At 45.9% G+C, this 21549-nt stretch carries 19 protein-coding genes and 4 tRNA genes; all 23 read right to left on the reverse strand.

Annotated features, from left to right (window positions below; all coding sequences use genetic code 11):
• Positions 1 to 883, reverse strand: an 883-nt coding sequence (gene tuf / locus CSH93_RS15390) for an elongation factor Tu (protein WP_100644207.1), incomplete at its 3' end; no start/stop codon positions are given.
• A 60-nt stretch (positions 884 to 943) separates the two neighbouring features.
• Positions 944 to 1019, reverse strand: a tRNA-Thr gene (locus tag CSH93_RS15395).
• A 7-nt stretch (positions 1020 to 1026) separates the two neighbouring features.
• A tRNA-Gly gene (locus CSH93_RS15400) sits at positions 1027 to 1101 on the reverse strand.
• Positions 1102 to 1136: 35 nt separating this feature from the next.
• Positions 1137 to 1221: transfer RNA gene (locus CSH93_RS15405), tRNA-Tyr, on the reverse strand.
• Between the two features lie 9 nt (positions 1222 to 1230).
• Positions 1231 to 1306, reverse strand: a tRNA-Thr gene (locus CSH93_RS15410).
• An 88-nt stretch (positions 1307 to 1394) separates the two neighbouring features.
• Positions 1395 to 2207: a type III pantothenate kinase gene (locus CSH93_RS15415; protein ID WP_100644209.1), complete on the reverse strand. Its 813-nt coding sequence runs from the start codon at positions 2205 to 2207 to the stop codon at positions 1395 to 1397.
• Positions 2197 to 3165 carry a bifunctional biotin--[acetyl-CoA-carboxylase] ligase/biotin operon repressor BirA gene (birA, locus tag CSH93_RS15420; protein ID WP_100644211.1) on the reverse strand — a complete coding sequence of 323 codons (969 nt, stop codon included), beginning with the start codon at positions 3163 to 3165 and terminating at the stop codon, positions 2197 to 2199. The genes CSH93_RS15415 and birA overlap by 11 nt, the downstream gene beginning before the upstream one ends.
• Positions 3162 to 4181 (reverse strand): UDP-N-acetylmuramate dehydrogenase, encoded by a 1020-nt coding sequence (gene murB, locus CSH93_RS15425; protein WP_240615629.1) that lies wholly within the window; start codon positions 4179 to 4181, stop codon positions 3162 to 3164. Before murB ends, birA begins: the two co-directional genes overlap by 4 nt.
• A 47-nt stretch (positions 4182 to 4228) precedes the next feature.
• On the reverse strand, positions 4229 to 6349 hold the full coding sequence (locus CSH93_RS15430) for a GumC family protein (protein ID WP_100644213.1): 2121 nt from the start codon (positions 6347 to 6349) through the stop codon (positions 4229 to 4231).
• Positions 6349 to 6873 carry a polysaccharide biosynthesis/export family protein gene (locus CSH93_RS15435; protein ID WP_100644215.1) on the reverse strand — a complete coding sequence of 175 codons (525 nt, stop codon included), beginning with the start codon at positions 6871 to 6873 and terminating at the stop codon, positions 6349 to 6351. The genes CSH93_RS15430 and CSH93_RS15435 overlap by 1 nt, the downstream gene beginning before the upstream one ends.
• Complete coding sequence (locus tag CSH93_RS15440; protein ID WP_100644217.1) at positions 6855 to 8030, reverse strand: outer membrane beta-barrel protein; 1176 nt, start codon at positions 8028 to 8030, stop codon at positions 6855 to 6857. The genes CSH93_RS15435 and CSH93_RS15440 overlap by 19 nt, the downstream gene beginning before the upstream one ends.
• A gap of 116 nt (positions 8031 to 8146) precedes the next feature.
• Positions 8147 to 10048: a polysaccharide biosynthesis protein gene (locus CSH93_RS15445; protein ID WP_100644218.1), complete on the reverse strand. Its 1902-nt coding sequence runs from the start codon at positions 10046 to 10048 to the stop codon at positions 8147 to 8149.
• 3 nt (positions 10049 to 10051) lie between these two features.
• Positions 10052 to 11224, reverse strand: coding sequence for a DegT/DnrJ/EryC1/StrS family aminotransferase (locus tag CSH93_RS15450; protein WP_100644220.1), 1173 nt, complete (start codon positions 11222 to 11224; stop codon positions 10052 to 10054).
• Positions 11225 to 11266: 42 nt separating this feature from the next.
• Complete coding sequence (locus CSH93_RS15455; protein ID WP_100644222.1) at positions 11267 to 11899, reverse strand: acetyltransferase; 633 nt, start codon at positions 11897 to 11899, stop codon at positions 11267 to 11269.
• On the reverse strand, positions 11886 to 12476 hold the full coding sequence (locus CSH93_RS18030) for a sugar transferase (RefSeq protein ID WP_100644223.1): 591 nt from the start codon (positions 12474 to 12476) through the stop codon (positions 11886 to 11888). The genes CSH93_RS15455 and CSH93_RS18030 overlap by 14 nt, the downstream gene beginning before the upstream one ends.
• Complete coding sequence (locus CSH93_RS18035; protein ID WP_100644225.1) at positions 12477 to 13610, reverse strand: glycosyltransferase family 4 protein; 1134 nt, start codon at positions 13608 to 13610, stop codon at positions 12477 to 12479.
• On the reverse strand, positions 13610 to 14449 hold the full coding sequence (locus CSH93_RS15470) for a glycosyltransferase family 2 protein (RefSeq protein WP_100644227.1): 840 nt from the start codon (positions 14447 to 14449) through the stop codon (positions 13610 to 13612). Before CSH93_RS15470 ends, CSH93_RS18035 begins: the two co-directional genes overlap by 1 nt.
• Position 14450: 1 nt before the next feature.
• A complete protein-coding gene (locus CSH93_RS15475) occupies positions 14451 to 15545 on the reverse strand; it encodes an EpsG family protein (RefSeq protein WP_100644229.1) in 1095 nt (364 codons plus the stop codon).
• Positions 15546 to 15557: 12 nt separating this feature from the next.
• Positions 15558 to 16457 (reverse strand): glycosyltransferase family 2 protein, encoded by a 900-nt coding sequence (locus tag CSH93_RS15480; protein ID WP_164078394.1) that lies wholly within the window; start codon positions 16455 to 16457, stop codon positions 15558 to 15560.
• On the reverse strand, positions 16444 to 17601 hold the full coding sequence (locus CSH93_RS15485; protein ID WP_100644241.1) for a glycosyltransferase family 4 protein: 1158 nt from the start codon (positions 17599 to 17601) through the stop codon (positions 16444 to 16446). The genes CSH93_RS15480 and CSH93_RS15485 overlap by 14 nt, the downstream gene beginning before the upstream one ends.
• Positions 17601 to 18953, reverse strand: a complete 1353-nt coding sequence (locus CSH93_RS15490; protein ID WP_100644243.1) for a glycosyltransferase — start codon at positions 18951 to 18953, stop codon at positions 17601 to 17603. Before CSH93_RS15490 ends, CSH93_RS15485 begins: the two co-directional genes overlap by 1 nt.
• Entirely contained in the window at positions 18950 to 20083 is a 1134-nt protein-coding gene (locus tag CSH93_RS15495; protein WP_100644244.1) for a glycosyltransferase family 4 protein, read from the reverse strand. Before CSH93_RS15495 ends, CSH93_RS15490 begins: the two co-directional genes overlap by 4 nt.
• On the reverse strand, positions 20080 to 21528 hold the full coding sequence (locus CSH93_RS15500) for a lipopolysaccharide biosynthesis protein (RefSeq protein ID WP_100644246.1): 1449 nt from the start codon (positions 21526 to 21528) through the stop codon (positions 20080 to 20082). The genes CSH93_RS15495 and CSH93_RS15500 overlap by 4 nt, the downstream gene beginning before the upstream one ends.
• Positions 21529 to 21549 lie beyond the last annotated feature (21 nt).

Below are 21549 nucleotides of genomic sequence, written 5' to 3' on the forward strand. Positions count from 1 at the left end.
TCGCCAATACTTGGCCACGCTCTACTTCGTCACGCTTAGTACCACGTAGTAGAACACCAACGTTCTCACCTGCACGGCCTTCGTCTAGAAGCTTACGGAACATCTCTACACCAGTACAAGTCGTCTTCGTCGTCTCTTTGATACCAACGATTTCTACTTCTTCACCAACTTTTACAATACCTTGCTCTACACGGCCTGTTACAACTGTACCACGACCTGAGATTGAGAATACGTCTTCGATTGGCAAAATGAATGGCTTATCAATCGCACGCTCTGGCTCTGGAATGTATGAATCCAATGCTTCGCCTAGCTCGATGATTTTCTTTTCCCACTGCTCGTCGCCTTCTAGCGCCTTAAGTGCTGAACCTTGGATTACTGGCAAGTCATCACCTGGGAATTCATACTCAGACAACAATTCACGTACTTCCATTTCAACTAGCTCTAGAAGCTCTTCGTCATCTACCATGTCACATTTGTTCATGAATACGATGATGTAAGGTACACCTACCTGACGACCTAATAGAATGTGCTCACGTGTTTGTGGCATAGGACCATCTGTCGCCGCTACTACCAAAATCGCGCCGTCCATCTGTGCAGCACCGGTGATCATGTTTTTAACATAGTCAGCGTGTCCTGGGCAGTCTACGTGTGCGTAGTGACGTGTTGGAGTGTCATACTCTACGTGTGAAGTCGCGATTGTGATACCACGCTCACGCTCTTCTGGTGCGTTATCGATTTGATCGAATGCTTGTGCTGAACCGCCGTATGTCTTTGCTAGTACGGTAGTGATTGCCGCGGTTAGAGTTGTTTTACCGTGGTCAACGTGGCCGATTGTACCAACGTTTACGTGCGGTTTCGTACGTTCAAACTTTTCTTTTGCCATGTCTATCTTCCCAGCAAAGTGCTATTAAAAAAATTTATTCATTTATGAGCTGGGGAGAAATGGTGCTGATAGGCAGATTTGAACTGCCGACCTCACCCTTACCAAGGGTGCGCTCTACCAACTGAGCTATATCAGCACGAATCTGGAGCGGGCAGCGGGAATCGAACCCGCATCATCAGCTTGGAAGGCTGAGGTAATAGCCATTATACGATGCCCGCATTCCTAAATTCTCTGGCCACCTCATAAGGAAAAGTGGTGGAGGGGGCAGGATTCGAACCTGCGAAGGCTGAGCCGGCAGATTTACAGTCTGCTCCCGTTGACCGCTTGGGTACCCCTCCAGAGATTGATGGTGCCGACTGCCGGAATCGAACTGGCGACCTACTGATTACAAGTCAGTTGCTCTACCAACTGAGCTAAGTCGGCACTGCATCAAGTGGCTGCGCATTCTAGTGAAAACCTTCTCCCTGTGCAATAGACTTTTTCAAAAAAAATGCTTTTTCTTGCTGTATGCTCAAATATCCAACGATTCTACGCATTTTCGCTGCGTTTCAAGGGGCTCTTTTGCCAGTAAAAACCGAATAAGCCCTAAAAAGACAATATTTCTTGCACGCAAAAAAGATTTGTTATGCAGCAACGAATCCATTTGTTCGAACAAATGTTGGTCACCACCGGCGATAATAATATCGAAATCAGGCGATTTTTTACCCATCAAATCACACGCCATCCATATCATGCCATTCAGTTGAGCCAATTCACCATAGTGCAAACAAGCTTCCGTATCATTCCCAAATACAACGTCCGTTTCAGTAAATGCGCGTTGATATACCCGCCGTGTATTGCCTGTCACGGCATTGAGCCCTAATTGATACCCGGGCGCGATCCAGCCGCCCAAATGTTTATTTTCTGCCACAGCATCTATGGTGACCGCAGTTCCCGCATCAACGACTATAAATGGTTTGTCCGTGAGTAACTGACTACCGATCATTGCCAGCCATCTGTCCACACCCATTTTATTTGGCTGCGAGTAGCTATTGTGTAGTCCAAAAGTTTCAGCTTGCGTATGAATATGTTCGACACTGCGAGCCAGTGTTTGCATAGCGTCGATAAACCGTTGCGTTTCTTCGTCGGAGCGCACACTTGCAACGAATGCGTCTATGTCTTTGGTTGAAGTGTACTGCGCTACAAAAGCTTGCAACTCAAGATGATCCGTAAACTTAACAGGATCCGTGTCAATATTGGTTAGCATGTCTGAACCATCACGGCATATACGCAAGAGTTTGCATTGAGTATTACCAATATCAAATAACCAATATTCATTGCGCACGCAGACTTACCTCTCCACCATGAATACTCAACACGCCTTCTTCTGTGGCAAGTTGTAAAGCACCAGATGCGTCTATCCCTAGATTGATACCCTTTTGTGTTTTGCCATGAGAGCTTATCATTACTGGCTTCTGATAAAACACGTCTAATTCATTCCATTGGTTAATGAGCTTTGATAATCCAAATGCTTCAAAATCGGGCAAAGAATCGTACAACGTGTCGATTATCGTCGCACACAACTGATTGCGGTTTATCTCGAAGTCAGAAAGATCAGTAAAAGGTTGATCAATTTGCGCTTCCACATCGGGCAAATTGACATTTATTCCGATACCGATAATGCAGCTAACCTGAGTACCAATTTGGCCTTCGACCTCGACCAGTACGCCCCCTAATTTAACACCATTACGGTATATATCATTCGGCCACTTTATCGATAACCCGTCTACGTTTAATTTCTGCAACGCACGGATAACACACACTCCCACGAAAAGTGATAACCCACCAATTTGCTGATATCCGCCCTGAAAATGCCAACACATTGACAAATACAGGCTAGCGCCAAAAGGTGATACCCATTGTTTACCGCGCCGTCCCCTGCCCGCAGTTTGTGCTTCTGCAATTACAACCTGACCATGGGGTACGTTATCAATATTTTGCTTAAGATAGGTGTTAGTTGAATCAATAATCGGTAACACCATCAACGACAAATCATCTTCTGTTGCGTTTGCATGTGCCATGATTTCGCTATGCTCAAGCAAGGTGATGGGATTCGCCAATGCGTACCCTTTTCCTTTTACACTATAAATATCGAGCCCTAGCTCAGTTAAGCTTTGAATATGATTCGCAATGGCAGTGCGACTAAGTGAAAAATGTTGTGCGAGCGTTTCACCAGAGTGGAAACTACCGTCGGACAGTAGCTGTAATATGCGCGTTCTGACTTCTTCTGGAGTCATCGTCATAATTGGATGTCCCCGAGTTTACCCACTAAGCGCACTTCATTTTCTAATCTAACCCCAAAACGCGCGTGTACGTCAGATTGGATTTGGCGAGCAAACGCAACTACATCCTTTCCTTGTGCATTGCCAGTATTGACCAGAACCAGAGGTTGATTGACATGACTTTGAACGCCTCCGAGAGAGCGCCCCTTGAAACCACATTGGTCAATTAGCCACGCAGCAGGAATCTTTACCGCGTTATCGCCAGCCGCAAAGTGGGGCACTTGTGCATATTGATCTGCAATGCGGGCAAATTGCTCTTTAGTGATCACCGGGTTTTTAAAAAAGCTACCAGCATTCCCCAACTCAGCAGGATCAGGTAATTTTCGTTGCCTGACGTTAACCACCGTTTCAAATATTGTCTTTGGCGTGGGATTTTCCAATTGTCTGAGCTCACCGTAGTCCAACGCCATTGGTAAATGCTTGTCCACCGTAAATGATACGTGACGTATAAACCAAAATTTATGTTCAGGTCGCTTGAATATGCTATCGCGATAACCAAACTGGCACTCTTTGGCTTGCAACACGAACAACTCGCCCGTAAGTAAATCAATGACTTCAACAGAGTCGATAAATTCAGCCACTTCGCGCCCGTATGCACCTATGTTTTGGATCGGCGCTGCGCCAATAGTGCCTGGGATTAATGCGAGGTTTTCAAAACCATAGATGCCAGCATTTAAGCAGTATTTCACAAAGCTGTGCCAATGTTCACCACTGGCGACTCGGATCTTGAAACAATTATCACGTTCTTCAACCGCTATGCCGGATAGGCGATTGACCCACACTTCGCCGGCAAAATCTTCAACAAAAATGCAATTACTCCCTTCGCCTAGCAACCAAAAAGGCGCTTCTGGCTCAAGGAGAGGGATTTGTTCAGGCGTTTCAAGCAAATTAAGCGCTGAACAATGGGCCGACAGGCCAAACGTGTGAAAGGGCTGTAAGTTCGTCAAAGTAAAACAATCATTGGAAAAATCAGGCATTAGCTTACCCGATTCTGTAACACTGAGAAACTGCTGAGAGCAGAGGGTTATGCTACTTTTCGCTTACGCCTAATCTTACGCAGCAATTTAAAACGATCTTTTGGCGCACGCACATTCGCTGGCATATTTTTTACGCGGTTGAAGACAACCCCCACCAACGGCGCGCCAACGTCTCTAAGTTTCTGTACTGCCTGAATGACTTCAGCGGTTTCGCAGTTCTCTAAATCACAAACCAGTACAATCGCATCAACATTGCGACTGATAACCAGCGCATCACTGAACTCTTCAAGAGGAGGTACGTCGATCACGACTCGCTCAAAGATAATACTGAGTTTATGCAAGAACGCTTTAAATCTGGGTTTAGACAAATAAACCATTGGGTCTTGTGGAATAACCCCACTCGGCATCATCGACAGTTGACCATCTCCGATACGATGAATACAGCGCCCAGCCGGCATTTGCTTACCGATAAAATGGGTCAAACCCGGTAACTTTTCACTCATTTTAAATGCCCCACTGATTGAGGGGTATCTAAGATCAGCGTCCAAGACTAACGACTTTTCTAGTTTCGCAAACGACTCAGCTAAACTTGCAGCGACAAGCGATTTTCCATCGTTGGGTTTAACTCCCGTGATGGCAATGACGCGATTTTCTTCAATGTCGTTGCGCACTATAAGGTTGGTGCGTAATGTGCGAATAGACTCGGCGAATTGCAGGTTCTCTCGGCTCACATCCAATACGTTGGAGAGTTTACGCTTACCTTTTAAGATGCGCGGAATATCGGTCAATACGGCAACATCCATGCTTTCCAATAATTTGACTGTCCGTGATCGTTTGTCACTGACAATGTGAATAAATAGCCAGCCCATGACACTGACAAACATGCTAAACACTACCGCTGCGGCAAGCAGCAAGATCAAGTTGGGCTTCGCAGGGGCCGTTGGCACGCTCGCGTAATCAATAATAGAGAAGTCTTCCTGACTACCCAGATCACGTAGAATTTCTGTTTCTTGCACGCGCGACAGGAACATATCGTAAAGCTTTTGCGTTGACTCAACCTCACGTCGTATCTTGGCTAAATTAACCTCGTGCTGGCCCAGCTCACTGTGTCGCCCCCTTGCCTCATCAATCAATTTATTGATTTCTTCGCTACGTTCCATCGTTATCTGATATTCCTGCTTCAACGATGTAACCAATTTACTGACCAGGTTATCCAGCTCTCGTTTCATGGCATCAATTTTCGACACCTGTGCAATGTGTCTAGGATGTTTAAACTTATAGCGACGAGATATTTCAGCCAGCACTTCTTCTTCGTCTAAGATGCGTTTACGCAGGTCCTGCACCATTGCATTTTTGATAATGTAGCTAACATTTAGCAGGCCTTGAATATCCCCTTCAGCGGCGTCTAACTGACTGATCATGGTTTTCATTTCAGCCACTTGTGCATCCACTTGAATGCGCTGCGACATATAGGTCGATATTTCGCTACTGGCAAGGGATATCTGGCTCGCCAGATCAATTAACTTATTATCCAAAAAGTAGTCTTGTAACGCGGCTTCCGACTTCTCCAATTGCTCTTGCACTTGCGCAAACTGTTGGTTAAGCCATCGACTTGCATCAGCCGAGCGCGCTCGACTTTTTTGTGTTTGGTATTCGAAGAAAGTGGGGCCTACGGCATTGACGACATCTGCAGCAAGCTTGGCTGAAGTAGACTCAAAGCTAACATTCACCATGTTGGTTTCGCCTAGGCGACTATAGACCAACCCTCGTTGCAATCTCAAAGCAGCCTGCATCTGCTTATTTTCATCACTTTGGTTCTGGCTGACGAGCTCTGAACGGTGCAGCAGCCCGCTATCTTCAACTACCCGCTCTGCAAATTGACGTGAACGCATATACTGCAAATAGGTATCAAGTTTTGAATCTCCCCCTGAGGCAAAGCCAGCAAAACCTTGTGGAAGAGACAAGTCACTTGAAGAGTTGCCCAATTGCAAAGTGGTAGTTGCGATATAAATGCGCGGCAATTGTAAAACATAATACCCAATAACGGCTGCGATAAGCCCGGCAGTAAAAACAATACGGTATTTTTTGTTCCAGACGAGCAACAGCAAATCACCAATGTCAAATAATGGTTCATGGGCTGCTGAATGCTTCGAACTGGTATCCATCATCAGAATATACTTTCCGGTATTTCGACAATGTCGCCAGGCAAGATCGGCGTGTCAGCAGACGCTTCGATACGCTGTTTTTGCTCGCCGCGAATGATGATCCAATTTTTCTTTGATGCTCTATCCGTTTGACCACCGGCAACAGCAATGGCTTTTTCCATGGTCAAGCCCAACTCGAAGGGAAATGAGCCCGGCTGTTTAACCGCACCGCGCACATAGAAAGGGCGGATCTCAGCAATTTGCACCACGATACTTGGATTAACTAAATAGCCATCCTGATAAGCCGTGACCAAATCATCACTTAATTCTTTAACGGTTTTACCTACGACCTGCATGTCGCCAATCAGTGGAAACCGGATCACACCTGAAGCATCTACACGACTGCGTAAATACAGGTCCTTTTCCAAATGCACGTCCATCGTTATAACATCACCCACACCAATAGGGATCTGCTGTTGAGCATTCAGCACAACACTCAACATAAACCCCATTGTAATGAGTAACAGTTTTAAAACTCGTATAACCAACTGAGTCTTACCTCGTTTTGTGCATAATCAACTGTATTGTCGCTGGAAGATACGTCTCTTCGCGTTACGCCGAGCATGATGTGGCTGAAAGAACGCAGGTTATAACCCAGAGTAAAACCCGCATCAAATTGTTCCAATGTACGCGTTAAATCATCCGCATTGATGTCTTTCTCAAGCCAGCTCATATTGGCCTGCCAGAACCAGATTTCATCGATTGCATAACGCCAATTAAAACCGTGAGTTACATCAACACTGCTTGATGAGAAGGCCACCTCAGACACCGCTGATGTGCGTTTGGTGGTGAGTGAAATAGCCTGGTAATCACTGGGACTGTAGTCATAGCTAACATCCCAGGAAAATCCGCTACGATCTTGCCCATCCTCAGCATCGCGTTGGAACCCACCCAATAACACTCGCAAGGACGATTTACCAGAAAGCGTCCAATCGATTCCCACTAACGCATTATACAATCGGCTATCAACACGCTCGTTTGACTCATAATCGTCATCTGTAATCGACACGCGAGCTAAAAAGCCTATCTTTCCCGCCACCATCAATTTAACTTGAGCCAAAGCGCCTTGCTGAGACAAATCAAACAACGAAGCATACGGATTCACGTCATCATAGCTGTCTTTCTGCCAAAACAACTCTGCCGTAATTGAGTTGTGATTTGGGTCACGACCATATACAGCGATTATCTCCGCACGGTTCCGACTCAGGGTGTCAATCGACAGAACATTATTCTGAAAACGACTAATGCCTTCACCGTACTTTTGTTCCGATTTCCGGTGCTCAGCGACAACATCTACCGTAAAGGCTTCATGCACAAATGCGCGTGATTGGATACGAACGTTATAGGCATAAAAGTCTTGTGACTCATCAAAATCAAGCTGTTCTTCTTGCAACTGGTAGCGGTCATAAGCAGCGCCATAATCGAACTGCCACCACACCGATTCTTGGGTACTAACTAAGGTTCCATTCGCCTCTAAGCTGACCCCATAACCTTCTGAACCACCTAAATAAGATGGATTAATAGCATCGTTATACACACTTCCCGCTTGAAATGTAAACGGTGATGCAGACTTGTCGATATTAGCTAGTTGAGCGTGTGCAGACATTGCGAGCAGTCCTGCTGCAATACACAAAAAACGTCTCATCTCAGCGCAAACTCCTGAATATTATTGTTTTGGTGCCCGTTATATAACGCAGCACAGTGTATGGTTTGTATCGGCCAACCCTCTAAATTCTGCACCTTTAACTCAGGTCTCTGAGGCTATCCGTTCTGAACTTGCTGGTTTGCTGATTCGATTCGCTGAGCGATTGCGTTATCAGGTTTATACGCGAGAGGGGCTGATGCCAAAATGGCAATCGCTTGATCTTCATGGCGATTAACCAGTTCGTAGTTAATTTGATCAAGCAACATCACAACTTCAGCAAAATCCATACTGATCTCGTTAGCTGCCATAATGCGCGGATGTTCCGTTGCTGTTTCATTGTCACCAATTAACAGCTCTTCATACAGTTTTTCACCGGGTCGCAACCCGGTGTAGCGAATTGCAATTTCACCATCATGGGTAGGATTTTCTGTCACTTTGAATCCCATTAAATGTGCCATTTTTTCAGCTAGGTCGGCTATTTTAACGGGCTCTCCCATATCCAACACGAAAACTTCCCCGCGTTTACCCATCGCGCCAGCTTGAATGACTAACTGTGCGGCTTCGGGTATGGTCATAAAGTAACGAATAATATCAGGGTGAGTAACTGTAATTGGCCCCCCCTTGCGTATTTGTTCGTTAAATAGCGGCACAACTGAACCAGAGCTGCCGAGGACATTACCAAAACGCACGATAGAGAATTCAGTCTCACTGTGAAGCGCAGAAATACCTTGCACGAACAACTCAGCAAATCGCTTTGTTGCGCCCATAATGTTGGTTGGTCTAACCGCTTTGTCAGTAGATACAAGCACAAATTTTTCGACTTCGTACTCAGCGGCAATCAGCGCTACGTTCGCCGTACCAAAAATATTGTTGCGAATACCAGCGGTTATATTCGACTCGACCATCGGGACATGCTTATAGGCTGCCGCGTGGTATATGGTCTGAATTTTATGGGTTTCAATTGTATTGCGCAGTGATTCGGTATCTTGGATTGTTGCCAAAATAGAGACCAATTCTAACTCGGGGTAAGCGCGTTTTAATTCATTCTCAATTTGATATAAATTGAATTCCGAAAGCTCCAACAATACTAGTTTGCGCGGTTTCCCTTTTACTATTTGCCGGCAAAGTTCGCTACCTATTGAACCACCTGCACCGGTTACCAATACCACTTTATCAGTGATATTTGCATTTAACAGAGACACAATTGGCGGTACTGGGTCGCGCCCTAGTAAATCTTCAATTTTAACTTCTTGCAGTTCGTCGATGCGTTGTTTGCCACTGGCTATATCTTGCACATTAGGAACTGAAAGCAGTTCTAAAGCATATGGTTCAAGCTCTTCAATTAACTCTTTGCGGCGGCTACGCGAGGTGTTATTAACCGCCAAGAGCATCTTATGAATATCGTGTTTGGCCTTTAATTCAGGGATCTCTTCACGACTGATAACCGGTAATCCTAAAATCTCTTTACCATGATAAATTCGCTTGTCATCGACAAATGCGATAGGCATTAAGTCTTTACCTGCTCTTAACGCTGTGACTAACGTCCGCCCCGCACCTGACGCACCATAAACAAAGCATTTCTCGCGTAATTTATCGTTTTGAGCCTGAGAGGTAGCCTGTATCAACAACCGAGGCGCAGCAATAGCAGCGGTAGCGCCAAAGAAATAAAGCAGCAGTACAGAGGCTGGTAAGAAGATATCCAAGACATATTCAGCGGCGACCAAATAAATCGATGACAACAGCATCGCCAGTCCAATCTTATAAACCGCTGATATCTCGATAAAACGGATCATCTGCCGGTAGTGGCCCAGCAATACTAAAATCCCTTGCGTAAAGAATAAGTTGGCAACAACAACGCCCCATTCAGTAGGGGAAAAAGACCACGCCTCAATACCAATCCGCATCCAATAGGATACCAGCAATGTTAGCAAAATCGCCCCGGTATCCCAGGTGACTTCTATCGCTAGTTTCAGCTTTGGCGGAAAGCGGAATATTTGGTTTAAGGAAAACGAGGACATGAATTAAACCGCCATTTCCATTACCTGACGCAGCGCGTTACAAGTGTGAACTATTTCAGATTCAGTCAGCGTTGGATGCACCAAAAACATCAACGATGTATAGGTTAATTCGTGGGCGACTGGTAAAGGCACTGCTGGGCGTAACCCAGTGTCATCGAAGGCCTTCTCCAGATACACCTCAGAACAACTACCAGAAAAGCAAGGGACGCCCAAATCGAGCATACTCTGCATAATACGGTCACGATCCCAACCGGCTCTTAGCGCCTCAAGCTCTACAAATACATAGCACTTGTAAAACGCATGGGTAATGTCCGAGGGTACCTCTGGCACTCTTAGACCCGGCAATTCAGCCGCCGTGTCTAAAATTTGTTTAGCGTAGCGATTTCGAGCCTGGGTCCAAACTGGCATTTTTTTGATTTGGCAGCGACCAATAGCCGCTTGCATTTCCGTCATGCGCCAGTTTGTGCCAAATGATTCATGTAACCAGCGGAAGCCTGGAGGATGCTCGCGTTCATATACTGCATTCCAGGATTTACCATGATCTTTAAACGACCACATGGTACGCCAGAACTCTTCAGACTGAGTAGTCACCATGCCACCTTCACCGCCTGTTGTCATGATCTTATCCTGACAAAAGGACCACGCCGCAATATCGCCTAGCCCTCCAACGGGTTGGCCTTTGTACAGTGCGCCGTGTGCTTGTGCACAATCTTCTACCACATAGAGACCATGCGTTTTAGCAAGGGCATTAATGGCATCCATATCGCACGGCCAGCCGGCAAGGTGAACACACAAAATCGCTTTGGTTTTAGTGCTCAATTTAGCTTGGATGGTGTCTACTGAAATGTTTTGAGTGTTGGCGTCAACATCTGCAAATACAGGAACCAACCCTGCCAATACGATTGATGAAACGGAGGCAAGAAATGTTCGGGACGTGACAATAACTTCACTGCCTTTGGGTAAGTTTAATGCTACCCAAGCTAAGTCCAGTGCTACAGTACCGTTCGCAACAGCGATGGCATGATTAACTTGCTGCATCTCGGCAAATTCTTGTTCGAACTGCCGTCCCTCTTGACCTGTCCAATAATTAACACGATTACTGTCGAGCACAGCCATAACAGCTGATTTCTCATCGTCGCTGACACACGGCCAGGGCGAGAATGGACCCCCTAACATGCATACTACCTCTGTGTTTTCGCTTTCTGGCGAATATTATTGTTATTTTTTGATAACCGCAGGGCTACCAACAGCCACAACGTTATCTGTAATATCTTTCAGCACGGTTGAGCCGGCACCAATGGTTACACCAACCCCAATAGTCACTTGCTGAATAACAGCACATCCAATACCGATAAATGACGTGTCCCCTACACTCACACCACCCGCTAAACGAGTACCTGGCGCAATGTGAACGAAATTACCGATAGTGCAATCATGATCCACCGAACATGCAGTATTCAGAATACAACCTTTTCCTACAGAACTAAATGAATTAACCACAACATTTGCTAAAACCAAAGTTCCAACGCCAATTTCTGTGTCCCGCGCAATCACAGCAGTTGGATGGATTAGTGTCGGAATCGACCAGCCGTCATCCAAAAGGGTTTGGCAAATCGTCGCACGTACTGGGTTATTTCCAATCGCGACAAAGCATTCGACCTTGGATTTATCCAGATCATTTAAATAGGCGAGCTTTCCAACCACAGGCCATCGACCGCATGTGTTGATGTCGGGGAAGTGATCATCCAACATAGCAATATCGTCATACCCAAGCAGTTCAGCACAATCCGCAACGACCTTAGCATGGCCTCCAGCCCCAATAATGAACAACTTGGGTTTAGTTGTTGCCATTAAACTTCTCCATTGTGGCTTGATTGTCTTGATTGATATCCGCGCGTGCGACTACTTTTTGCAGGGTCATAAATAAGATTTTGATATCCAGCCAGAACGAGCGGTTTTCCACATACCATACATCCAGTTCAAACTTTTCTTGCCAAGAAATCGCATTACGCCCATTAACCTGAGCCCACCCTGTAATACCAGGCCTCACGTCGTGGCGGCGCGACTGTCGCTCTGAGTATAACGGTAGATATTCAACCAGTAGGGGGCGAGGCCCCACTAAGCTCATATCCCCCTTTAAAACGTTCCACAGTCCGGGTAACTCGTCCAAACTGGTAGAACGCAATAAGCGTCCAAACGGTGTGAGTCTGATGGCATCGGGAAGCAGCTCGCCTTTTTCATCACGCGCGTCCGTCATACTGCGAAACTTATACATTTTGAACACTTGTCCATGAAGTCCAGGCCTATCCTGACTGAATAATACGGGGCGTCCCAATTTTAGCGCCACCAACACTGCAACCAATAAAATAATCGGCCATGCGCATACAACAATCATCAGCGCTACACAAAAATCGAAAAGTCGTTTCATTTATTCTTGTAATCCTTGCAACATACTTTGATTCACCTTGTGCACATCGTAAATGGTTTCTGCACGCTTTCTGGCGGCGTTGGAATGAGCTTCTATAAGTTCAGGATGCTCAATATAGTGCTCAATTGCACGCACTAAGTCATCGACATCCGCCACCTTGGTTAAAAAGCCACTTTCGCCGTCGATTATGGTTTCTCTGCAGCCCGGCGCATCGGTGGTGATGATCGCTCGACCTATCGCCATAGCTTCTAATACTGTGCGTGGTGTGCCTTCCCTATATGACGGCAACACATACACATGTGACGCTTTAATCACAGGCCTGACATCCGCCAATTTGCCATGAAAAATAATGCGCTGTTCCGCAATCCATTGATCAAGCTTGCGTTGAGAAATTGAGGTTGGGTTGCTGTCGAGCCAACCCACAAGGTGAAACTCCACCTGCGGGAAGCGCTGTTTTATAACTTTCGCCGCAGCAGCAAACTCGCGAATGCCTTTGTCTTTCAAAAGACGGCCAATCATTAAAAAACGAAGCACCGTTTTATCAGGTAAGGGATGCTGACTGAAGGCCTGAACATCTATGCCGGAGCCATTTACGACTTGTGTTTTATCTTGTTTAACCAGTTTGTGAGCAAGAAATAATGCCCTGTCATCTGGGTTCTGAAAAAATACCCGATGAGCCCCGCTGAGTGCTGCACGGTACAAAACCAGAGCAATGGAACTCACTAGCCGCTGACGCAATGTATTGGATTGCATAAACGCATAACCCAAACCGGTTATAAGAGCGCCAATGTGCTTTACTTTGCACAAACGAGCCGCCAAACAACCATAGATCACGGGCTTAATGGTATAAGCCAACGTATGAGTCGGACGTACTTGTTTGATCAACCGCCGGATATCCAGCAGTGTTGCAATGTCACCAAATGGATTTAGCCCATTACGGGACAACCGAATGCTATGTGGAATAATGCCATGCTTTTGTAACTCGGCTTCAATCAGAGGGTCGAAGTCTGGTGCACACGCGTGAACAATGTACCCGTCTTTAATGGCATCTTGCATCAATGCTAAACGAAAGTTCACCAATGACTCAGCGAAACTTGATACAACCAATAATGTTTTTGTTTTGCTGTCTGTCATTATCGTTTCCGCCTTAGCACCAACCATTCTCTACGCAGTGCTTTAATGCTAGCCCATACTAGAGCAAACGGAACTAACGCACGATAGCGCAGTTTGACCTGTGCATTAAACAGCAACGCTGACAAAGACGATAATTGGCCTAAACTCATTTTGATCGTGAAGCTACTCAATGAGCCTTGGTCACTCAAAAAAGCATGTTTAAACATGAACGCATTCGGGCCTTTAAGCACAATCCCACCATATTGCAATAAGATACGTCGCCAACAATCAACATCTTCAGAATAGCGTAAGGTATCGGAGAATGGATGTTCTAGTGCGACGGCTTTCGTCATCATTACCGTGGGCGTGCTAAACGGGTTTTTAAACAACGCCTGAATAGAAGAAAAGTGCTCAATGTCATAGTGGGTCACTGCTTTAGCTCTTGCTTGCGCCAGTTGATTTTCTTCAATTTGCTCACAAGCACAACCACTGATCACCGCTTCATATTGCTTCATCGCGGCTAATTGCGCATCTAACTTATGCAAAGCCCAGGCATCATCGCTATCTAAGAAAGCGATATACTCACCTTTCGCTTGTTGAATACCTACTTTTCGGGCTTTCGCGGCACCGCCGTTCTCGTCACAATGCACTATATGCAAGCCAGTCCAAGATAATGTTGTTGCCATATCATCTAATGCTTGAGCATGCTCTGCACTAGAACAATCATCAACAATAATCATTTCGATATCTTGTCGTTCTTTGTAATCAGCTAGCGAAACAAACAAGCGCTCAAGGCACTGCTTGCCATTGTAAAACGGCACGACAATACTGATAGTGGGGTTGGTGGCCAATTGAGTCATACTAGGCTGCAAAATACCTTTTGTTAAACAGCGCCAACAACGCGACACCGGAAAAAGCCAATAAATAATAAGCTAGCTTACTGCTGCGCATAGGGCGCTGGTAAAATTGAGAGTGCACTAAAATAGCCGGTATATAAAACCAAGAGAGTGCGGCAAAGCGGTCATTTGAGGCAGTAAAACTCAACAACTGAAAAGCACAATTCACAATTAAATAAAATTTAATTAGCCACAAATCGATTCCCTGTCGCCGTTCGAAATACAACACGAACAACACAGGTACAATGGAAAACAATGTGAAATCTATCCGGAAGCCCGTCCTGTACCCCATAAGATCTCTCACTTGGGCCACTTTGTCGCTATCTAGGTAGTATTGGTAACGTGAGCTTTCATCGAAAAAACCTGAAAGAAAACCTAAAGCACTCTCATTGATCCCAGACGCGCTAATAAACACCACGACAGTCCACAGCGCTAAAATCTTTGGCAAGGTGAGGAAACGCTCAGCAAAATGCAGCGCAAACAAAGCTGGCAATAGCACTAAAACAGAAAGGTGAAATAAACTCGCAATGGCAATCACGATCAGAGTACGTATGAGCTTATGATGATGCGCGTAGTGCACGATGGCAAAGAACGCGATACTCATTGCCACCGCTTGACGCATACCACTGGCAAAGTAACTAAGAAAGAATGGGTAAGCGGCATAAACGACAAGCATATAGCCCCAGCCATCACCGTAGAGTTTTTTCAGTCCCGCGATAAATGGCACAATACCGATCACAAATATACCGGCTAAATACCAGCGATGGCCCACTCCTGCATTCGCACTGAGCCACGACAGCACGGTAAATCCAATTTCTTTGCCGCTTTCTAGAATGGCAATGAAGAAGTCCTGCCCAACCATACGATCGTAACTACGTAAATAGCGAAACGTATCGCCGTGGATATCACGCATGATATACATCACAGCAATTTGCACCATAAAGCACGCAATTAAGACTTGAAAGAAACGTTTCTGCTGTGCGCGCGAAGTCACCTGCTCATCAAAAAATGTAGCCGCCACAATAGTACAAAAGGCCATAGACGCTAGGTGAAATATCATGACAGTTGCTCGTTAACGCATGTCAGTACATTTAGGTGGCAGCTGCGCATTATTGACACCAAGCGAGTATCCCTGCCAAAAAGACAAAAACACTTTAAGTGACTTATTGGCCCACGCGTATGCTGCTACCAACTTGAGTAAAAATAGCATCGCTACACAACGTTGAATGGGTGATAAATAGCGCTTCATGACAATAGCTCTGTTATGCGACAACCCCCAAATATAACGCGGAACATCATTCACGACCCGACAACCGCCATCGTCTGCTGCAAGGTGTAATAACCTTGCCTCGGATTTAAACCAAAACTTCTTGCCTGTGACGCGCTTCACACGCAAGGACAATTCACTTTCCTCGTACAGCGCTGCTCCTAGGGTTAAATGCTCATCTACTCCGCCCGCTTGTTCAAGTAACTCGCGGCGCGCACTGAAATTCCCCCCCGGCACATGGTCTACCCATTGATCATGATGGCTAGCGAAACCACGATATGGCGTACAACTCCAACGAGAAAATTTACCGACTTTGGGCCCAGCATCTAACCCTCTATGTGCCTCATCAATACCACCCGCCACCATGCCTATCTCACAATCTTGATAGCATTCAACATGCCGCTTAACAAGGTTCTCATCACTGCGGATATCATCATCTATGTAGAGCACGATATCGGCATCACTGTGCTGCCAACCATAATTTCTTGCTTGAGGGAGCCCCTTAAAATCAACATTAAAATAGCGTAGGCGATGCGGATTTTGCTTAATTAAGATTTGCATCTCTGCGGTAGGTGCAGGGGATTGATCAACAACGATAATGTCAAAATTGGAATAATCTTGCGCCAGCATGTCTTGTACAGACAACAATAAATATTTGTCACGATTCAGCGTCGGTATGATGACACTGACTTTAGGCGTTTGCATGATGCTCCTCCACATAACGCGCTAGAATTTCGGATACCCGTTGCCCGTAGTGATCCCATGTTGCTTCTGCCTCAACCCGCTCACGAGCAAGCGTTTGCTGCTTCGCCAATATTGAGGGTTCTTGCACCAGTAAACGCAAAATATCCGCTAAGGCAAACTGATCATCTCGCTCAATCAGATAACCGCCGCGTTGATCAACTATTGCGTCAGTAATGCCGCCCTGTTTAACCCCTATTGCGGGAGTGCCACAGGCTTGAGCTTCTAAGAAAACTAAGCCAAACCCCTCGACTTGCTTATTTTCTTTTTCTTCTCGTGTACACATGGCAAATACATCAACACAACCGTATAGCGAGGCTAAATCGTTTTCTTCGACAAATCCTAAAAAGGAGACTTGCGACGTTAAACCCAGCTCTTCTGTGAGCTGCTGCAAATTGGCTAGATGCTCCCCTCGCCCAGCAATCGCATAGTGCAAAGATGTACGCTCATCTTCGGGGATTTCTGCCAATGCCTTTAACACCACGTCATGACCTTTATAGGCTTGTACTCTTGATGTTGTCAGTACAACAAACTTATCTTGGGGTAGTTTAAACCTTTGTCGCGCTTGCTGTCTTTGCTCCGGTTCCAAAGGAACAAAACGTTTCTCATCTACACCCAATGTTGCGACTTCGACAGGCGTTTGAGTTTGCGCTGAAACTAATTCGCCAGTGTAATGACTGTTAGCAATGATTAAGCGTACGTGATCGAATAACCAACGACGGGCTGTGCTTAATAAGCGATTTTTCCACGTTGGGCGCCCCGCCATGACTTCGTTACCATGTGCCAGCACCACAATATTTTTACACCCTGCAAGTCGAGCAATTAACGCTTCGGGATACCACACTCCGGTAATAATAAGATCATCGCGGTGATATCGGCGTAAACGTTTAAAAAGCTGCCATTCAGCCTTACCGCGTTTCGCGGGTACTCTATATTCGTTCGTATGCGGTATAACAAATGCCGAGGTGGCCTCAGCATGCTCCCGACTTACCACGCTAACCGGATGTTCTTGCGCTACCAATCTTTCAACAATCGCGGCGCACAAACGCGAAATACCGCCTTCCAATGGCGGATAATCAAAACTAACTAAGCAAATAGGTTTTTTCATCAATCGCTGATACCTAATTGCTGATTAAACACTTTTGCGAATGACGCAACTTGAGACGATGCTAAGTACGTTTTGCAATATTCGTGATTGATGGTTTGCCGGCGCGCATCAAAGAGATCCAGCAATACATTGGTGTCGTCTATCAACTCACCGCTCAGGAACACGCCCAAACCTGATCTTTCTAACTCATGACGAGCTTCGCTGATAAGAGGTACGTCCGCAATGACGGTTTTCTTCATCGCTATGTAATCAACCAATTTAGCAAAATTGGTCCACCACAAACTATTACCGGGAATGAGTAAACAAGCATCAGCACGCAGAATTTCTGCATAAAGCTCGGATTGAGGCATGTGATCAATAAATTCGCAGTGCACTTTTAAATTGTCGCAGCTGGCACTGTTAAGTAAACGCTCAACTCGATGTTGATTAACCTCTTTGCGCCCAATGACTTTAAGTGTGAGTCCTTGTGGCAACTTAAGTGAAGCTTGATCGAGTGCTTTAAAAATATGATTGCTGTCGTACTCATCCAAGAATTCTCCGACAAACAATACTGTAATGGATTTATGCCGAGCACCAACCTCTTTCTCTGCATGTCGAATGTATGCATCATCGGCCCCAGTAGGAATAAAACTGAAACGTTCACTGGGCACCTGATACAGATCAGAAAAAATATATTCATAGCTTCGCGCTAGCCCCACCACATGATCTGCCGATTTCATAGAGGAGCGTACTATTTGCTTTTCTATTTGTTGTACATCCAAAGAAGGCGCGGAAAAACGTTCGCTATAGCCGAGAGGGTCACGATAGTCTGATACCCATCGAATGCCGAGTTCCCGCTTCAATTTATCGCCGATGCGCAAGCATGTATAAGGCGCCGTTGTGGTATATATCAACTGTATGTCATAGCGCTGAATAATGCGGCGAGCTTGTTTTAGTGCAGGGGTGTACCATGTCCAATAGCGATCAGGCCTATTGGCCAACCATTGCTTAAAGCGCTGTACCAAGGTTGGTCGGGTCTGCAAAGCGGCTGATTTTGTCTTGGTCGCTGTAACCTGCTCGATTGCGCCTTGGCGTTTCAAAGAAGCAAAGGTCGTATCCTTGCCCCCTAAAGCCATTTTTAAACCTCGAAACGTTGGCTCAATATAGCGCGCTTTATGTATTTTCACCTCTTCAGGTAATTGCGCGAGCAAACTCTCATCTTCATTGTACAAGTAGTTTGTATCAACGGTGAGTACGTGTACTTCATACCCCAAAGAAGGTAAATACCGGGCTAACTTATACACGCGGAACATGGCGGCATGTGTTTGCGGTGCAAAATAAGGCGTGATTAAAAGTACTTTTTTCGCTGTCATAAACCTGTCGCCTCTATATACCGTGAATATACGGCCCTGTTTTGTGCCAACTGAGTGGCCACTGAAAATGACGCGGCTCGCGCTCGTCCGGCTTTTCCATAGCGCTCACGCTGAGCTTCATCACCAAGGAGTTCAATCAGTGCCTGACTGATAGTGTCGGGGTCATTGGGGTCTATCAATACCCCGTCCACATGTTGATTTACGATTTCTGGCCCACAAGAAAGCTGGGTATAAATGGTTGGTACAGCGAGTGCCATGGCTTCTACTGGACCTAAGCCGAAACTTTCTGAAAATGAGGGGAAAATAGCTACATCTGCCGTCTTAACAATCGCATTTAACTCGGCTTTAGCAATATGCCCCGTGTGATGAATGTCAGCCCCATCTCCGGCGAGTTCGAGCACTTTGGCGATTGCGGAACTACCGTTTTCAGTAGTGTCTTTTCCGATCAAAGTAAGTGATGCATCCGGAAAGCGCGTTTTGACCTGACGCCAGGCTGAGGCTAAAGCAAAGACGCCTTTCTTACTCATCAATGAGCCAGTAAATACGACCCGCCCGGTATATTCATAATTTTGCTTGCAGTCACTGTCTTCGGGCCAGGCAATACCATTGTGAATAACATCATATGACTGTTTAAGATGGAATACTGAAAGTGTTTCAAGCGCCGCATAATGGGTGACAGAAATTAAACCTGATGCGCGTTTTAACGTTGCCAGTTCTAAATACTTCATTAGTCGACTAGGCGCACGCTTCAATTCGTGATTGAAATACGTGACCGAACCATGCAGTCGCGCAACAACGGGTATTGCTAGCCGCCCCCAAAATGCACCGTAGCCTTCAAAATCGGGGATTTCAATGATCTCAATCTGTTGTTCTTTTGCTGCACACTTAACGGCGTTATATAGTTGGCGACGGTTATTCCAAATACCTTTGATGCCAGGTTTAGCTGGGTAACGGTGAACTTCAACACCGTTCACGTTTTCGTGAATAGCGTCGGTAACATCAGCATAAACCCCAAAAACATGGACTTCGTCACCTTGTGCAACGAGCATTTCTGCCAACTCTCGGGTGAAAGTACCGATACCACCACAGGTCACAGGAGGATATTCATTGCACACAAACCCTATTTTCATGCGGCCACCTGCATGACATGTTTAAACTCTCTGCGATATACCATCAATAGCAACACGCCATAAACGCTGACAATGAGAGTGCCATGCAGCACAATCGAACCCCATAGCGATTCAATATTGAGCGCCAACATGCCTGTAATGCCAACAACCAAAAGCACAGTGGCGACAATCACCAACGCAGGTTTTAGTAGATAAGTTAAGCTTTCACGGAAAGATATCCCCGCACTTTTATGCGCATACCCAACAGCGCCAATTGTCAATCCAATGCCCATCACGATAGTATACGCCCACGCTACACCAGACACGCCGAAACTGACACCAAGAGCAAAAGATACACTGAGTAAAATAGAGGCAAAAATTCCCCAACGCAGCATTTTGTTTGCTTGCCCTGTGGCTGTGAAAATCCACCCCATGGTGTTGTGGATCGGTTGGGTCAAGCAAGCAATACTGAGTATCTGTAACAGTGGAACAGTTGCATCCCATTGCTCCCCGTACAATAGTGCAACGGGATCGCGAGGAAACAATGCAAAATAAATTGCCACCGGGGCACATAAGATAAACAGAAAACGTAATGTATGAGCATACTGCCGTTGCAGCTGTTTGGAGTCATGTTGCAGGCGCGAGAGAATACTGACCATCAAACCGCTAAGGGCACCTGTTGTCAGCATACTGGGTAAGGTCATTAGGAAATAGGCCCGCGCATAAAATGCCAGTGACTCCGCATTGATGACGCTACCAATCAAAACATTATCGAGATTTCGAGCAAAATAGTTAACGGCCCCAAACGCTATCAAAGAACCACCAAACAGGGTCAAGGTTCGCATATCGACGTGACGTACGAACCAACCTGAAGGACACTTAGCTAGATATGTGACAATCAGGGCTTGTATGGCAAACTTAGCAATCGCTTGAATCACCAATGCCCACACACCTGCGCCATTGAGGGCCGATATAATCGCAGCAGCGCCCGCAATACCGGTCGCCACAATATCGACAATTGCGAGTGCTTTAAAGCGTTGTTGGCGTTTCATCCACATGATGCTGGGCGTGCTGATCCCTGAAATGAAGAAATTCAAACCCAGTACGGCTAAGACCCACGTGATTTCCGGATAGCCGTAAAATGCAGCAACCAAGGGTGACACCAAGACTGCAGCAACAGCCATCACCAAGCCTAATCCGCCATTGAGCCAACGCAGGTTTATGATTTCGGCGGGGGTGATTTTTTCACGTTGGATCAGTGACCACACCATCCCACCATCGGCGAATATTAGAAAAAATGCAGATACTGTCATCGCCATGGCAAAAATACCAAAATCATGCGGGGCGATTATACGTGCGAGGATGGCGGTGAAAATTAACGACGATGCGTAAGTGGCCACCTGATGAATAACCGACCAGGTAGCATTCTTATTTGTATTTAACCGTTTAGATTCGGTGGTTGTCATGGGCTCGTTTATTTTTATTTT

It is taken from the genome of Neoalteromonas facilis (assembly GCF_002807665.1).
Taxonomy (GTDB): domain Bacteria; phylum Pseudomonadota; class Gammaproteobacteria; order Enterobacterales; family Alteromonadaceae; genus Alteromonas_E; species Alteromonas_E facilis.

What these genes read in the sequence shown, in the direction of transcription:
- CSH93_RS15485 (WP_100644241.1), bottom strand. Translation starts at nt 17,601, where the DNA reads ATGAAAAAACCTATTTGCTTAGTTAGTTTTGATTATCCGCCATTGGAA.
- CSH93_RS18035 (WP_100644225.1), bottom strand. Translation starts at nt 13,610, where the DNA reads ATGACAGACAGCAAAACAAAAACATTATTGGTTGTATCAAGTTTCGCT.
- CSH93_RS15450 (WP_100644220.1), bottom strand. Translation starts at nt 11,224, where the DNA reads ATGTTAGGGGGTCCATTCTCGCCCTGGCCGTGTGTCAGCGACGATGAG.
- CSH93_RS15500 (WP_100644246.1), bottom strand. Translation starts at nt 21,528, where the DNA reads ATGACAACCACCGAATCTAAACGGTTAAATACAAATAAGAATGCTACC.
- CSH93_RS15495 (WP_100644244.1), bottom strand. Translation starts at nt 20,083, where the DNA reads ATGAAAATAGGGTTTGTGTGCAATGAATATCCTCCTGTGACCTGTGGT.
- CSH93_RS15475 (WP_100644229.1), bottom strand. Translation starts at nt 15,545, where the DNA reads ATGATATTTCACCTAGCGTCTATGGCCTTTTGTACTATTGTGGCGGCT.
- CSH93_RS15445 (WP_100644218.1), bottom strand. Translation starts at nt 10,048, where the DNA reads ATGTCCTCGTTTTCCTTAAACCAAATATTCCGCTTTCCGCCAAAGCTG.
- murB (WP_240615629.1), bottom strand. Translation starts at nt 4,181, where the DNA reads ATGCCTGATTTTTCCAATGATTGTTTTACTTTGACGAACTTACAGCCC.
- CSH93_RS15480 (WP_164078394.1), bottom strand. Translation starts at nt 16,457, where the DNA reads ATGCAAACGCCTAAAGTCAGTGTCATCATACCGACGCTGAATCGTGAC.
- CSH93_RS18030 (WP_100644223.1), bottom strand. Translation starts at nt 12,476, where the DNA reads ATGAAACGACTTTTCGATTTTTGTGTAGCGCTGATGATTGTTGTATGC.
- CSH93_RS15455 (WP_100644222.1), bottom strand. Translation starts at nt 11,899, where the DNA reads ATGGCAACAACTAAACCCAAGTTGTTCATTATTGGGGCTGGAGGCCAT.
- CSH93_RS15440 (WP_100644217.1), bottom strand. Translation starts at nt 8,030, where the DNA reads ATGAGACGTTTTTTGTGTATTGCAGCAGGACTGCTCGCAATGTCTGCA.
- CSH93_RS15470 (WP_100644227.1), bottom strand. Translation starts at nt 14,449, where the DNA reads ATGACTCAATTGGCCACCAACCCCACTATCAGTATTGTCGTGCCGTTT.
- CSH93_RS15430 (WP_100644213.1), bottom strand. Translation starts at nt 6,349, where the DNA reads ATGATGGATACCAGTTCGAAGCATTCAGCAGCCCATGAACCATTATTT.
- CSH93_RS15490 (WP_100644243.1), bottom strand. Translation starts at nt 18,953, where the DNA reads ATGACAGCGAAAAAAGTACTTTTAATCACGCCTTATTTTGCACCGCAA.
- birA (WP_100644211.1), bottom strand. Translation starts at nt 3,165, where the DNA reads ATGACGATGACTCCAGAAGAAGTCAGAACGCGCATATTACAGCTACTG.